The organism is Phenylobacterium sp. (assembly GCF_035276905.1).
Taxonomy (GTDB): domain Bacteria; phylum Pseudomonadota; class Alphaproteobacteria; order Caulobacterales; family Caulobacteraceae; genus Phenylobacterium.
Map to the genome: position 1 here is coordinate 1 of NZ_DATELG010000403.1, position 13,666 is coordinate 13,666.

9 protein-coding genes are annotated in these 13,666 nt (G+C 70.5%); 4 read left to right on the plus strand and 5 right to left on the minus strand.

Features of this window, described 5'->3' with window-relative positions; genetic code table 11:
- Both VJS38_RS19390 and VJS38_RS19395 read left to right on the plus strand, forming a co-directional pair.
- The coding region (locus VJS38_RS19390) for an MFS transporter (protein WP_324089788.1) at positions 1-1,384 on the plus strand (1,384 nt) is incomplete at its 5' end.
- A gap of 53 nt (positions 1,385-1,437) precedes the next feature.
- Complete coding sequence (locus VJS38_RS19395) at positions 1,438-4,053, plus strand: M1 family metallopeptidase (protein WP_324089789.1); 2,616 nt, start codon at positions 1,438-1,440, stop codon at positions 4,051-4,053.
- Between the two features lie 91 nt (positions 4,054-4,144).
- On the opposite strand, the gene VJS38_RS19400 is transcribed toward VJS38_RS19395, so the two are convergent.
- Genes VJS38_RS19400 through VJS38_RS19420 form a run of 5 tightly spaced genes read right to left on the minus strand, consistent with a single transcriptional unit; the run spans position 4,145 to position 9,514 of the window.
- Positions 4,145-5,215: a sulfate/molybdate ABC transporter ATP-binding protein gene (locus VJS38_RS19400; RefSeq protein ID WP_324089796.1), complete on the minus strand. Its 1,071-nt coding sequence runs from the start codon at positions 5,213-5,215 to the stop codon at positions 4,145-4,147.
- Entirely contained in the window at positions 5,193-6,035 is an 843-nt protein-coding gene (gene cysW / locus VJS38_RS19405) for a sulfate ABC transporter permease subunit CysW (RefSeq protein ID WP_324089790.1), read from the minus strand. The genes VJS38_RS19400 and cysW overlap by 23 nt, the downstream gene beginning before the upstream one ends.
- A complete protein-coding gene (gene cysT / locus VJS38_RS19410; RefSeq protein WP_324089791.1) occupies positions 6,032-6,922 on the minus strand; it encodes a sulfate ABC transporter permease subunit CysT in 891 nt (296 codons plus the stop codon). The genes cysW and cysT overlap by 4 nt, the downstream gene beginning before the upstream one ends.
- The gene (locus VJS38_RS19415) at positions 6,919-7,965 is read right to left on the minus strand and encodes a sulfate ABC transporter substrate-binding protein (protein ID WP_324089792.1); all 1,047 of its coding nucleotides are present in this window, start codon (positions 7,963-7,965) and stop codon (positions 6,919-6,921) included. The genes cysT and VJS38_RS19415 overlap by 4 nt, the downstream gene beginning before the upstream one ends.
- 22 nt (positions 7,966-7,987) lie before the next feature.
- On the minus strand, positions 7,988-9,514 hold the full coding sequence (locus tag VJS38_RS19420; RefSeq protein ID WP_324089793.1) for a porin: 1,527 nt from the start codon (positions 9,512-9,514) through the stop codon (positions 7,988-7,990).
- 226 nt (positions 9,515-9,740) lie between these two features.
- Between VJS38_RS19420 and VJS38_RS19425 the strand changes: the two genes are divergently transcribed.
- Positions 9,741-12,593: an ATP-binding protein gene (locus VJS38_RS19425; protein ID WP_324089794.1), complete on the plus strand. Its 2,853-nt coding sequence runs from the start codon at positions 9,741-9,743 to the stop codon at positions 12,591-12,593.
- A 77-nt stretch (positions 12,594-12,670) separates the two neighbouring features.
- The coding region (locus VJS38_RS19430) for a methylmalonyl-CoA mutase family protein (protein WP_324089795.1) at positions 12,671-13,666 on the plus strand (996 nt) is incomplete at its 3' end.

Consider the following 13,666-nt stretch of genomic DNA (forward strand, 5'->3'; position numbering starts at 1 on the left):
GGCGATCATCGGCACGGCGCTGCTGATGCAGTCGCTGGAATCGACGGTGATGTCGAACGCCCTGCCGAGCATCGCCCGCGCCCTGCACGAGGAGCCTCTGCGGCTCAACATGGCCATCACCATGTTCCTGCTGGCCTCGGCCGTCTTCCTGCCGGTCAGCGGCTGGGTCGCCGACAAGTTCGGCGCCAAGCGGATCTTCCTGGCCTCGATGGTGCTGTTCGCCGTCTCGTCGGCGGGCTGCGGCTTCGCCCAGTCGCTGCTGCAGCTGATCGTCGCGCGGGTCTTCCAGGGGATTTCGGCGGCGATGATGGTGCCGGTCGGCCGGCTGGTGCTCCTGCGCATGACGCCCAAGCACGAACTGGTCGCGGCCATGTCGGTCTTCACCATGCCGGCGCTGATCGGCCCGGTGTTCGGCCCGGTGCTGGGCGGATTCATCGTCACCTATTTCAACTGGCGCTGGATCTTCTTCATGAACCTGCCGATCGCGCTGGTCGCGGTGCCGTTGGTCCACGCCTTCGTGCCGAACGTCAAGGAACAGGCGGTGCCGCCGATCGACTGGCCGGGCATCGTGCTGACCGGCGCGGGCCTGGCGGCGATGATGTTCGGGTTCGAGAACCTGGGGCGCAACTTCCTGCCGCCCTGGCAGATCGCCGGCCTGTTCGTCATCGCCTTCGGCTGCTTCGGCCTCTACTGGCGCCACGCCCGCGGCAACCGGCAGGCCATCATCGACCTGGAGGTCTTCCGCATCCAGACCTTCAACGCAGCTACCGTCGGCGGCGGCTTCCTGCGGATCAGCATCGGCGCCATGCCCTTCCTGCTGGCCATGCTGCTGCAGGTGGGTTTCGGCATGAGCGCCTTCACCGCGGGCCTGATGACCTTCCTCTCCGCGGCCGGCGCCCTGGTGATGAAGAGCGTCGCTCCGCCGGTCCTGCGCAAGTTCGGCTTTCGCTCGGTGCTTCTAGTCAACGGGCTGATCACCAGCGCCAGCTTCGCAACCTACGCCATCCTCAATCCGGGCATGCCGCACTGGGTGATCATGGCGCTGCTCACGGCCGGCGGCTTCTTCCGCTCGCTGCAGTTCACGGCGCTGGGCAGCCTGAGCTTCGCCGACATCGACCAGGAACAGATGAGCCGCGCCGCGACCACCTTCGCCATCGCCCAGCAGGTGGTGCAGGTGATGGGCGTGGGCCTGGCCGCCGTCTTCCTGCACTTCATGCAGATGGCCCGCGGCGAGGACCACCTGACCTGGCAGGCGGTGATCCCGGGCTTCGTCGCCGTGGGCCTCCTGAGCCTGGTCTCGCTGGCGTGGTTCGTTCGCCTCGCGCCGAACGCGGGCCACGCGTTGCACTCTCGCCGCGCCGAGCCCGCCGCAGAGGCCGCCTGAGACCGGCGCCGGACCGGTGGCGCTTCGCTCGCTACGCCGCTAGCTTCGCGCGCGTGATCAAGCTTGTTCCCCTGCTCGCCGCGGCGAGCCTCGCCTTCGCCGCGCCCGCCTGGGCGGTTCACGCCAAGACTCGGTCCGCCGCCACGTCCGTGCAGCGGGTGGTGCTGCCGACGGCGGTCGCGCCCGAGCGCTACGACATCCGCATCGCGCCGGACGCCGATCGCCTGACCTTCCGCGGCCAGGCGCGGATCGCCGTCCAGGTGAAGCGGCCGACGGACCGGATCGTGCTCAACGCCGCGGACCTGACCTTCCAGCGGGCCGCCCTGTCCGGCGTCGCCGCGGCGCCGCGGGTCGTGCTGGACGCCGGCCAGCAGACCGCCGCCTTCGTCTTCCCGCAGCAGCTCGCGCCGGGCCGCTACGTGCTTTCGCTCGACTATACGGGCAAGATCTACACCCAGGCCTCGGGGCTCTTCGCCCTGGACAGCACCGCCGCGGGCCGCAAGGTGCGCGCCCTCTTCACCCAGTTCGAGAACTCCGACGCCCGCCGCTTCGCCCCGCTGTGGGACGAGCCCGGGATCAAGGCCGTCTTCTCGCTGAGCGTCGAGGCGCCCGCCGGCCAGATGGCGGTCTCCAACATGCCGGTCCTGAAGTCCGAGCCCCTGCCGGGCGGCGGACAGGCGATAACTTTCACCGACACGCCGAAGATGAGCTCCTACCTGCTGTTCCTGGCGCTGGGCGACTTCGAGCGGATCCATCGCCAGGTGGGCGGCGTCGACATCGGCGTGGTCGCCCGGCGCGGCGAGGCGGAAAAGGGCCGCTTCGCCCTGGACGCCGCCGCCGACCTGCTCGGCTTCTACAACGACTATTTCGGCGTTCCCTACCCGCTTCCCAAGCTCGACATGATCGCCGGCCCCGGCGAGAGCCAGTTCTTCGGGGCGATGGAGAACTGGGGGGCGATCTTCGCCTTCGACCGCGACGTCCTGGTCGGGCCGACCGCCACCGTGGCCGAGAAGCAGCGGGTCTACATCGTCACCGCCCACGAGATGGCGCACCAGTGGTTCGGCGACCTCGTGACCATGGCCTGGTGGGACGACCTGTGGCTGAACGAGGGCTTCGCCTCCTGGATGGAGAACAAGGCCGCCGACCGTTTCCATCCGGAGTGGAAGATGTCGCTGCAGGCCCTGCAGAGCCGCGAGCGGGCGATGCGACTGGATTCCGGCGCGGGCTCGCACCCGGTCGTCACCCCGATCCCCGACGTCTTCGCCGCCTCCGACGCCTTCGACGCCATCACCTACCAGAAGGGCCAGGCGGTGGTCGGCATGCTGGAGCGCTACGTCGGCGAGGACGCCTTCCGCGCCGGCATCCGCAGCTACATGACCCGCTACGCCTACGGGAACACCACCACCGACCAGCTCTGGAAGGAGCTGGAGCGGGTCTCGCCGCGGCCGGTGACCCAGGTGGCGCACGACTTCACGCTGCAGAGCGGCGTGCCGCTGATCCGGGCCGAGCCCAAGGACGGCAAGATCGCCCTCAGCCAGTCGCGCTTCGTCGCCGGGCCCGGCCAGGCCGGCGGAACCTGGCTGACCCCGGTGCACGTCGCCGCGCCGAACGGCGGCGAGGCCTGGACCGGTCTGGTCAGCCGGGCGCGCGGCGAGACCGCCCCGGTCGCACCCGGCGCCGCCCCGGTCGTCGTCAACGCCGGTCAGGGAAGCTATTTCCGCACCCGCTACGCGCGCGAGCTTCGCGGCCCGCTGCTGCGCGACTATCTGACTCTGGCCTCGGCGGACCAGATCGGCCTCCTCTACGACGCCCGCGCGCTCGGCGAGGCCGGGCTCGCGCCGATGAGCGACTTCCTCGATTTCGCCAAGCAGGCTGGCGGCGTCCAGGAGCCCGTGGTGCTGTCGGTGCTGGCCGGCGAGCTCGCCACCCTTGGACGGGCCTATCCGGCGGGCGGCGGCCAGGCCTTCCGCGCGTTCGGCCGCGCGCGGCTCGGACCAGTGCTGACCCGGGTCGGCTGGGACCCGCGGCCCGCGGAGTCCGACAACACGCCCGGCCTGCGCGACGACCTCATCCGCACCCTGGGCGACATGGATGACGCGGCCGTGCGAGCCGAGGCGCGCCGACGCTTCGAGGCGTCGCTGAAGGCGCCCGGCAGCCTGACCGGCGCGCTCCTGCAGTCGGTCCAGGCCGTCGTCGCCCGGCAGGCCGATCCGGCCGCCTGGGAGCAGCTGCACGGTCTCGCCCGCAAGGCCACGGACACCAAGGAGCGCAGCCGCCTCTACCGGCTGCTGGGCGCGGCGAAGGACCCGGCGCTCGCCGACCGGGCGCTTGCGCTGGCGCTCAGCGGCGAGCCGCCGCCGACCACCGCGCCGGCCATCATGGCCAGCGTCGCCGGCCTCTATCCCGACAAGGCCTTCGACTTCGCGATCGCCCATCGCGCCCAGGTCGAGGCCCTGCTGGAGCCGACCAGTCGGACGATCTTCTTCACCAACCTGGCCCGCGGCTCACGCGACCCGGCGATGGCCAAGAAGCTCGAGGCCTTCGCCAAGACCATCCCCGCCTCCAGCGCCGGCGAGGTCCGCAAGGCCGCCGACGAGATCCGCCACCGCCAGGCCTTCGCCAAGCGGCTGAGCGAGGTCGACAGGTGGCTGGCGGCGAATCCGGGGTAGCGGCGGAAGCCACCCCCGCTTTCTTCACTTCGTCATCGCCCGGCTTGTCCGTCGCCCGAACAAGTCGGGCGATGACGGAAGGAAATGAAGGTTAAGCCGCGTACACCCGCGGCCGCAGCGGCTTGATCCGCACCGCCAGGCCCGGCGCGACGCCGGCAGGGGCGTCTCGGCTGTGGGCTTCCAGCTCCATCGGCCGGCCTTCGATCACGCAGTCGATGCGCACCTTCGGCCCCCTCGCGGCGGCGCCGCGCACCTCGGCGGCCAGGCCGGCGCCGTCGGACGGGGCGAAGGCGATCTCGTCGGGGCGGAAGAAGACCTCGACCTTCCCCTGCGGCGCATCCATCGGCGCGGCGCTCTCCCAGTCCGCCACCCGCAGTCGGCCGTCCTCGACCACGCCGGGCAGGCGGCAGGCCGGGCCCAGGAAGTCGTAGACGAACGGGTTGGCCGGCGCCTCGTAGAGCTCGCTGGGCGCGCCGAGCTGCACCAGCTGGCCGTCCTTCAGGATCGCCACCCGGTCGGCGAGGTCGAGCGCCTCCTCCTGGTCGTGGGTGACGAACACGGTGGTGACCCCCGCCCGGTCGTGCAGCTCGCGCAGCCAGCGGCGCAGGTCACGGCGGACCTGGGCGTCGAGCGCGCCGAACGGCTCGTCAAGCAAGAGCATCCGCGGCTCTATGGCCAGCGCCCGCGCCAGCGCCACCCGCTGGCGCTGGCCGCCGGAAAGCTGGGCGGGGTAGCGCTTGTCCAGCCCCTCGAGCTGCACCAGCGAGAGCAGGTCGGCGACGCGGTCGGCGACCTGCGACTTCGACGGCCGCTCGGAACGCGGTCGCACCTTCAGGCCGAAGGCGATGTTCTGCGCCACCGTCATATGCCGGAAGAGCGCATAGTGTTGGAACACCATGCCGACCCGGCGCCGGCGCACCGGCAGCGCCAGGAAGTCCTCGTCGCCGAAGCGAACCTCGCCCTCGTCCGGCGTCTCCAGGCCGGCCAGCACGCGCAGGAGCGTGGTCTTGCCCGAGCCGGACGGGCCCAGCAGCGCCAGGAACTCCTTGTCGCGCGCATGGAGCGAGACGTCCTTCAGCGCCGGAAAGCGGCCGAAGGCCTTGGAGATGCCGCGGATCTCCAGCGCGTGACGGGAGGCTTCAGTGTCGGCGGCTGGCTGCAAGTTCACCGGCGTGTCGCCATTCGAGTGCGGTCTTGAGGACCAGGGTGACGAGGCCGAGCGAAGCGAGGATTGAGGCCGCTGCGAAGGCGCCGACGAAGTCATAGTCATTGTAGAGCACCTCAATGTGCAGGGGGAGCGTCGTCGTAAGGCCGCGGATGTGTCCGGAGACCACCGAGACCGCGCCGAACTCCCCCATGGCGCGCGCGTTGCAGAGCAGGACGCCATAGAGCAGCGCCCAGCGGATGTTGGGGATGGTGATGGCCCAGAAGGTGGTGAAACCGCTGGCGCCGAGGGTGAGGGCCGCCGCCTCCTCGTCCACGCCCTGGTCCTGCATCAGCGGGATGAGTTCGCGGGCGACGAAGGGGAAGGTGACGAGGATGGTCGCCAGCACCAGCCCCGGCAGGGCGAAGACGATCTTGATGTCGTGATCGCCCAGCCACTCGCCGAACCAGCCCTGGGCCCCGAACAGCAGCACCCAGACCAGGCCCGAGACCACAGGCGAGATGGAGAACGGCAGGTCGATCAGGGTCATCAGCAGCGACTTGCCCTTGAACTCGAACTTGGCGATCGCCCAGGCCGCCGCCACGCCGAAGGCGGCGTTCAGCGGCACCGAGATGGCCGCCACGATCAGGGTCAGCCGGATGGCCGCCCACGCGTCGGGCTCGTGAAGCTTGGAGAGGAAGACGGTCAGGCCCTTGGAGAAGGCGTCGTGGAACACCGTCACCAGCGGCAGGATGACCAGCACGGCCATGGCCACGGCCGCCGCCAGCAGCAACAGCGGGGCCGCGCCTGGAAGGCGGACTTGCAGCTTGCGGCTCATCGGCGGCCTCGCCGGGCGAGGAGCAGCTGGACGGTGTTGATCAGGATCAGCGCCCCGAACGAGATCACCACCATGGCCAGGCCCACGGCGGCGGCGGCGGCGTAGTTGTACTGTTCCAGCTTGATGACGATCAGCAGCGGCGCGATCTCGGTCTTCAGCGGCATGTTGCCGGCGATGAAGACCACCGAGCCGTACTCGCCGACGGCGCGGGCGAAGGCCATGGTCACGCCGCTGATCAGCGCCGGCGCGAGCGTCGGCAGGATCACATGCGCCACCCGCTGCAGGTCGCTGGCGCCCAGCGTCTGCGCCGCCTCCTCCACCTCGCGGTCGAGGTCCTGCATCACCGGCTCCAGCGCGCGCACGACGAACGGCAGGCCGATGAAGACCAGCGCGATGAAGATGCCGAGCGGCGAATAGGCCGTCTTGATCCCCACCTGGGCCGCCAGCGAGCCAAGGGGCCCGTTGGGGGCGTAGATGGCGGTGAGCGCGATGCCCGCCACCGCCGTCGGCAGGGCGAACGGCAGGTCGACCAGGGCGTCGAGCAGCCGCCGGCCCGGAAACTCGTAGCGCACCAGCACCCAGGCGATCAGCACGCCGCGCGGCGCATTGACCAGCGCGGCATAGGCCGAGAGGCTGAAGCTGAGCTCGAGCGCCGCGGCGACACGATCCTCGGTCAATGTCCGCCAGATGCCCGAAAGGCCGATCTCCCACGGCCGGACGGCCAGCGCGATCAACGGCAGGACGACGATCAGGCCGAGATAGGCGAGAGTCACCCCGATCGAGAGGCCGAAGCCCGGCAGGATCGAAGGCTCGCGCCAGCGCGACAGGCGAGGCCTTCTGGCCCCGCCTGCGCCTGCGAGCGACATGGGGGAGGTCAGGTCGCTCACGACGGCTTGTAGATCTTGTCGAACACGCCGCCGTCGGCGAAATGCGTCGCTTGGGCCTTCGTCCAGCCGCCGAAGGTGTCGTTGACCGTCACCAGCGGGATCTGCTTGAAGCTCGAGGCGTACTTCGCCGCCGCCTGCGCATTGGTCGGACGGAAGTGGTGCTTGCCGATGATGTCCTGGGCGATCGGGCTGTAGAGGAAGTTGAGGTAGCCCTCGGCCAGCTTGCGCGTCTTGTGACGGTCGACGTTCTTGTCGACCAGCGCCACCGGCGGCTCGGCCAGGATGGAGCTCGACGGATAGACGATCTCGAAGTTCGGGCCGAACTCGTCGATGGTCAGATAGGCCTCGTTCTCCCAGGACAGCAGTACGTCGCCGATGCGCCGCTGGGCGAAGGTGGTGGTCGCGCCGCGCGCGCCGGTGTCGAGCACCGGCACGTTCTTGAAGAGCTTGGTGATGTAGTCCCTGGCGTAGGCCTCGCCGCCCTTCTTCAGACCATAGGCGTAGGCCGCCAGATAGGACCAGCGCGCGCCGCCCGAGGTCTTCGGGTTGGCGGTGATCACGCCCACGCCGGGTTTGATCAGGTCCGGCCAGTCCTTGATCTTCCAGGGGTTGCCCTTGCGGACCAGGAAGATGATGGTCGAGGTGTAGGGGGTCGAGTTGTTCGGCAGGCGCGACTGCCAGTTGGCCGGCAGCAGCTTGGCCCTGGAGGCGATCTCGTCGATGTCGGCCGCCAGCGCCAGGGTCACCACGTCGGCCTGAAGGCCGTCGATCACCGAGCGGGCCTGCTTGCCCGAGCCGCCGTGGCTCTGGTTGATGGTGATCGGCTGGCCGGTCTTGCTCTTCCAGTAGGCGGCGTAGGCGGCGTTGATCTCCTTGTAGAGCTCCCGGGTCGGGTCGTAGCTGACGTTCAGCAGGGTCAGCGGATCGGCCGCCTCAGCCGCGCCGGCCAGCAGGGCGGGAGCGCCGATCAGGGCGGAGCCGCCCGCCGCGGCGGCCAGGACATGGCGCCGGCTGGGCTTCAGGTTCGCGAAGGGGTTCGTCATCGGTTCGATCTTCTGACTGGAGTTAGAACGCGACTTGGGTGCGGAACGAGACCATGTTCAGGTCCGTATTGAGGGCGCCGCCGGTGGCGCTGAGCCGGTCGACCGTCCCCCACTGGTAGTCGAGCAGGAAGCGCAGCACGCTGTTCGGGTACCAGTTGATCCCGACGGTGGCGATTTTCTGCTCCCCGCCCCGAACGCCGCCGACCGGCGCCGCGCGGCCGGCCGCGCCTGCATGGTCGTTCAGGTCCAGGACGCTGTAACGGCCGGCCAGCTCCCAGGCGCCCCAGCCGCCGTTCGGGCCGCGGCTGAACGGACGGTCGGGGCGAATGCCGCGGAAGCCGCCGTTGGCGGAGCTCCAGACGTGCCGCTCGCCGGTGAGGGTGTAGGCCCCCTGCGCGTACCAGCCGGAGAACTCGGGATCGAACGGCGAGCGGACGGTCGTCGAGACGTTGGAGCGGTTGACGTCGATCTTGTACCACTCGCCGGCGGCGTAGAAGTTCTTGAAGCTCGCGCCGACTTCCACGCCGTAGCTCGTCTCGCCGGCGGCGTTGATGGCGCCGGTGTCGACCAGCCGGTTGCCGTCCACCCGCAGCTCCGGCCGCTCGCGCAGACGGATCTGCTGCAGCTTGCCGGGACCCTGGGTGATGTCGGCGGCGGTCAAGACGCCCTGGATGCTGCCGCCGATGTGGACGTCGTAGTCCTGGCCGTGCAGCGGGTTGAAGGCCACGCGGAACACATAGCCCGACTGCTGGTCGAACTCCGGCGTGCTCGGCACGCCCACGACCTTGCCGGTGTAGACAGCCGAGCCGTACCAATGCTGCCCGTTGGCGAAGACGCCGGCCCCGGCGCGGCCGTCGCCGGCCGCCAGGCCGCGGACCAGTTCGGCGACCGCGGCGCGCTCGAGGAACAGCTCCTCGGTGTTGCTGGTGGCGTCCTCCAGGCCGGCCGGGGTCGCCCAGGCGCCGCCGCGAATGCGGAAATCGACATCGGAGCCGAACGGCTTGAAGCCGGTGTATTCCAGGTACGCTTGGTTCAGGCCGGCCGCTTCGCCGCCGGAGCCGCCGAATTCAGCCCACAAGGCGTAGTTCCAATCCTTGAAAGCCGTGCCGTCGAAGCCAAACCGTACGCGGCGGAAGTTGGTTCCCGAACCCAGGTCGTTGTCGGTGCGCAGCGGGGCGATGCTGTAGTCGGCGGCGTCGAACTGGATGATCGAACGCAGGGCGAATTTGAAGTTCCCGTCGGGCGTCGAGATCGTCGGCCGCGCGCCCGCGAGGCTGACCTTGGGCTGGGCGGCGATGTCCTGGCGGATCGCCGCCTCGCCGGCGCCCACCTGCGCCTTCAGGTCACTGACCTGCGCCTGCAGGGCCTCGTTCTGCTGCTCCAGCGCGTCGAGGCGCGCAGTCAGCGCCAGCGCCTGTTCCTGGCTGATGCCGCTCGCGGCCTGCGCCGGCTGGGTGGAGAGGGTCTGCGCCAGCGCCGCTGGCGCTACGCTGCAAAGCAGGCCCGCCAGGGCCACGGCTCGGAATGTGGTGTGCGCAAGCGCTGTCATGTCTATCCCCCAGGTCTTGTTGCCCAGTTAATATGCCTTCAACCCCCATCGGTACAGTGGGATTATGTCTATGTCGCCGCAGAAAAACTAAAACCTATCGGATAAATAGGCTATAGTCGTGCCGCCGACGCGCCAAACCGAGCGGACGGCCCGGGGCCCCCTTCCATCGAGATCGCCAGCATATTTTTACGTCTGCGGACAATCATGCGCCCGGAAGGGGGCCTCTTTGCCGCGCAGACTTGAATCCATCGCCTCGAAGCTTGGCCGCGCCATCGGGCTCTGCGCCGCCGGCAGCGTGATCATGTCCACGCTCGCCGTGGTCGCCCTGCTCCATCACTACGGCCAGGCCGAGGCGATCGAGAACGCGCGCGCCAGCGCCGGCTACATCGCCGGCGAGCTCGCCGAGCGGCTGAACCGCAGCGCCCAGATCACCCAGGAGATTCAGAGCCTGACGACGTCGGCGGCCCGCTCGCCGCGCCCGTCCCGCAGCCAGCTGACCAGCCAGCTCTACCAGATCCTGCAGCGCGAGCCCCAGATCCAGGGCGTCTGGTTGATCGCCGAGCCGAACGGCTTCGACGGCCGCGACGCCGGCTACCGCGGCGCCTTCGCGGCCAGCGCGCGGGGCGAGTATTATCCCTATTGGTACCGGCGCCCTGACGGGCGGCTGGTGCAGGACACCACCGGCAAGCGCGACAACGTCGCCGCCGACCGCGCCTCGTCCTTCTACCGCATGCCGGTCGAACAGAACCGGACCGTCGTCACCGAGCCCTACATCTGGCGGATGGGTGAAGGGGTCGGCGAATGGAAGTCGATGTCCAGCATCGCCGCCCCCGCCCGGATCGGCGACCACCTGATCGGCGTCGTCGGCGTCGACCTCTATCTCGAGGAGATCTCGCGGCAGATCACCGACCGGGCGCACTCGACGCGGGCGAAGTTCGTCCTCCTGTCGGACAAGGGCGTCGTCGTGGTCTCCAACGACCGGCGGATGATCCGCCGCAAGCTCGCCGACGAGCCCGCGGTCGCGGCGCTGTTCTCGCGCGCGGCCATGGCGGGCGCGGCGGGCGTGGTCGGCGAGTGGGCCGGCGACCGGGTCGCGGTCATCTCCCTGCCGGTGATCTTCGACGCCTCGCAACGGCCCTGGCGGCTGGTCGTGGCCGAGCCCACCACCACGGTTCTCGCCAGGACCTGGCGGCTGGTGGCGCTGGTGGTCCTCGGCGGCGCGCTCCTCACCGTTCTGGCGGCGGCGCTCGGGCGCAGGATGGGACGGGCGTTGGCCCGGCCGGTCATCGAGATGGCCACGGCCATGCGCCGGATGTCGGAGGGCGATCTGGCCGCGCGGCTGCCGCCGGCGCAGGGCAGCGCAGAAATCCGTCAGATGGGCCAGGCGCTGGACGCCTTCCGCGACTATGCCGCCCGCGCCGCCGCGGCCGACGAGGCGCGACGCAAGGCCGAGGAGGTCGCCCAGGAGCGTTCCGCCCAGCTGCGCATCACGTCGGCGAACCTGCCGTTGCCGGAATTCCTCGACCTCGTCGTCGAGGAGATCATCGCCCTGACCTCGGCCGAAGGCGGCATGGTCGAGCTCATCGAGGGCGACGAGCTGGTCTACCGCGCCGGCGCCGGCCAGCTTTGCGGCGTGGTCGGCCTGCACGTGCCCATGGACAATTCCCTGTCCGGCGAGACCATACGCTCGCGCCGGGCCCAGGTGTGCACCGACGCCGAGACCGATCCCCGGGTCAACCGCAAGCTCGCCCGCATGGGCGAGGTCCGTTCCATGATCACGGCCCCCTTGCTTTCGGGCGATCGCGTGCTCGGCCTGATCAAGACTTCCACGCGGACGCCGGACGCCTTCACCGAGCAGGATGCGGCCCACCTGAGCGTCGTCGCCGACCTCGTCGCCTCGGCCATCGCCCGCGAGCTGGCGCACGAGGCGGCCGAGCGGGCCAACCGCGCGAAGTCGGAATTCCTCGCCAACATGAGCCACGAGATCCGCACGCCGCTGAACGGCGTGCTAGCCACGGCGGAGGTCCTCGCCCGCGCCGACCTCTCGGCCCGCGAGCGGGAGCTGGTGGAGATCATCCGCTCGTCCGGGGACGCCCTGGCGGGGCTGCTGTCGGACATCCTCGACCAGGCGCGCATCGAGGCCGGCCAGTTGCACATCGAAGCCGCGCCGTTCCACCTCGGCGACCTGGTCCGCGGCGTGGCCGCGCTGTGGCGGCTGCGCACGGACGAGCGCGGCGTGCGCATGACCGTCGAGATCGCGCCCGATCTCGACCGCGGCTTCCTCGGCGACGCCCTGCGGATCCGCCAGGTGCTGACCAACTTCGTCTCCAACGCCGTCAAGTTCACCGCCGAGGGCGGCGTCGCGATCGAGGCCGCGCCGAGCGCCGAAGGCCGGATCCGGCTGCTGGTCCGCGACAGCGGCGTCGGCTTCGACGAGGAGCAGCGCGCCCGCATCTTCGCCCGCTTCGAGCAGGCGGACGGCTCGATCACCCGCCGCTTCGGCGGCACCGGGCTGGGCCTGGCGATCAGCCGGCAGCTGACCCTCCTGATGGGCGGAGAGATCGACTGCGCGAGCATCGTCGGCCAAGGCTCGGCGTTCTGGGTCGACCTGCCCCTGACGCCGGTCGAGCTGGCGCCGGCGGCCGAGGCGGAGATGCCGCTCGCCGAGCAGACGCTGCGCGTCCTGATCGCCGACGACCATCCGACCAACCGCACGGTGGTCGAGCTGATGCTGCAACAGCTCGGCGCCGACTGCCTGTCGGTCGAGGACGGCCAGGCCGCGCTCGCGGCTTTCGAAGCCGGCGTCTTCGACCTTGTCCTGATGGACATGCAGATGCCGGTGATGGACGGCCTGCGGGCGACGCAGGCGATTCGTGCGCTCGAAGCCCGCACCGGCCGTCGCCGGACCCCGGTGCTGATGCTCACCGCCAACGCCCTGCCGGAACATGTGACGGCCAGCGAGCAAGCCGGCGCCGACGGCCACGTCGCCAAGCCGATCACCGGAGCCAACCTGTTCCAGGCGATCGCCACGGCCTTGTCCGCGGCGGGCGCCGACGTGAAGCTGGCCGCGGCGTCCTGAGCGCATGGCCCAGCGCCCCGGCGTTGGGCGGCCAGCGGCAACTTGACGGATAACGCCGGTCCGGCCCATTTGCGCGCATGGCAGATGCAAGCCGCCTCAGCGCTGATTTCCCCCCCGCCACGGCCGAGTCGTGGCGCACCCTGGTCGCCAAGACGCTTGGCGAGAAGCCCTTCTCCGTCCTGGAGAGATCGACCGCCGAAGGGCTGCCGATCGCGCCGCTCTATCCGCCGGGCGACCTGCCCAGCGCCCAGGCCTTTCCCACCCGTCCGTTCGACGGCGCGCGTCCCTGGGACGTGCGCGTGCTGGCCGCCCATCCGGACGCGGCGCGCGCCAACAGCGAGATCCTGGCCGACCTGGAAGGCGGCGCCGCCTCGGCGGTCGTGCGCATCGATCCGACCGGCCAGGCGGGCGTCGCGGTCGGCTCGGCGAACGACCTCGCCCGCGTGCTCAGCGGCATGGTCCTGGAGCTCGCGCCGGTCGCCCTGGACGCCGGCTTCCTGGGCGCGAAGGCGGCCGACTGGCTGGGGACCGTCGCCAAGGCCTCGCCGGGGGCGAAGCTCAACTTCCACATGGACCCCTTGAGCGCCTTCGCCGAGGCCGGGACCAGCCCCGGCCCGATCGAGAGCCATCTGGTCAGCGCCGCCACCGTCGGCGTGCGCCTGGCCGAGACCTATCCGCACGCCGAGCTGTTCCTGGCGTCCGGCCGGGTGGTGCACGAGGCCGGCGGCGGCGAGGCCGAGGAACTGGCCTTTGCGGCGGCCGCCGCCATCGCCTACGCCAAGGCCCTGGTGCGTGCGGGCCTTTCCACGACCGAGGCCTTCGCCCGCGTCACGCTCGGGCTGTCGGCGGACGCCGACTACTTCCTCACCATCGCCAAGCTGCGCGCCGCGCGCGAGGTCTGGGCGCGGATCGCCGTCGCCTGCGAGGCCGGCCCCACCGCTCGCATCGAGGCGCGCACCTCGCGCCGGATGCTGGCGCGCCAAGACGCCTGGACCAACATGATCCGCCTGACCGCCGCGGGCTTCGGCGCCGCGGTCGGCGGGGCGGACGCCGTGGTGCTCGGCAATTTCACC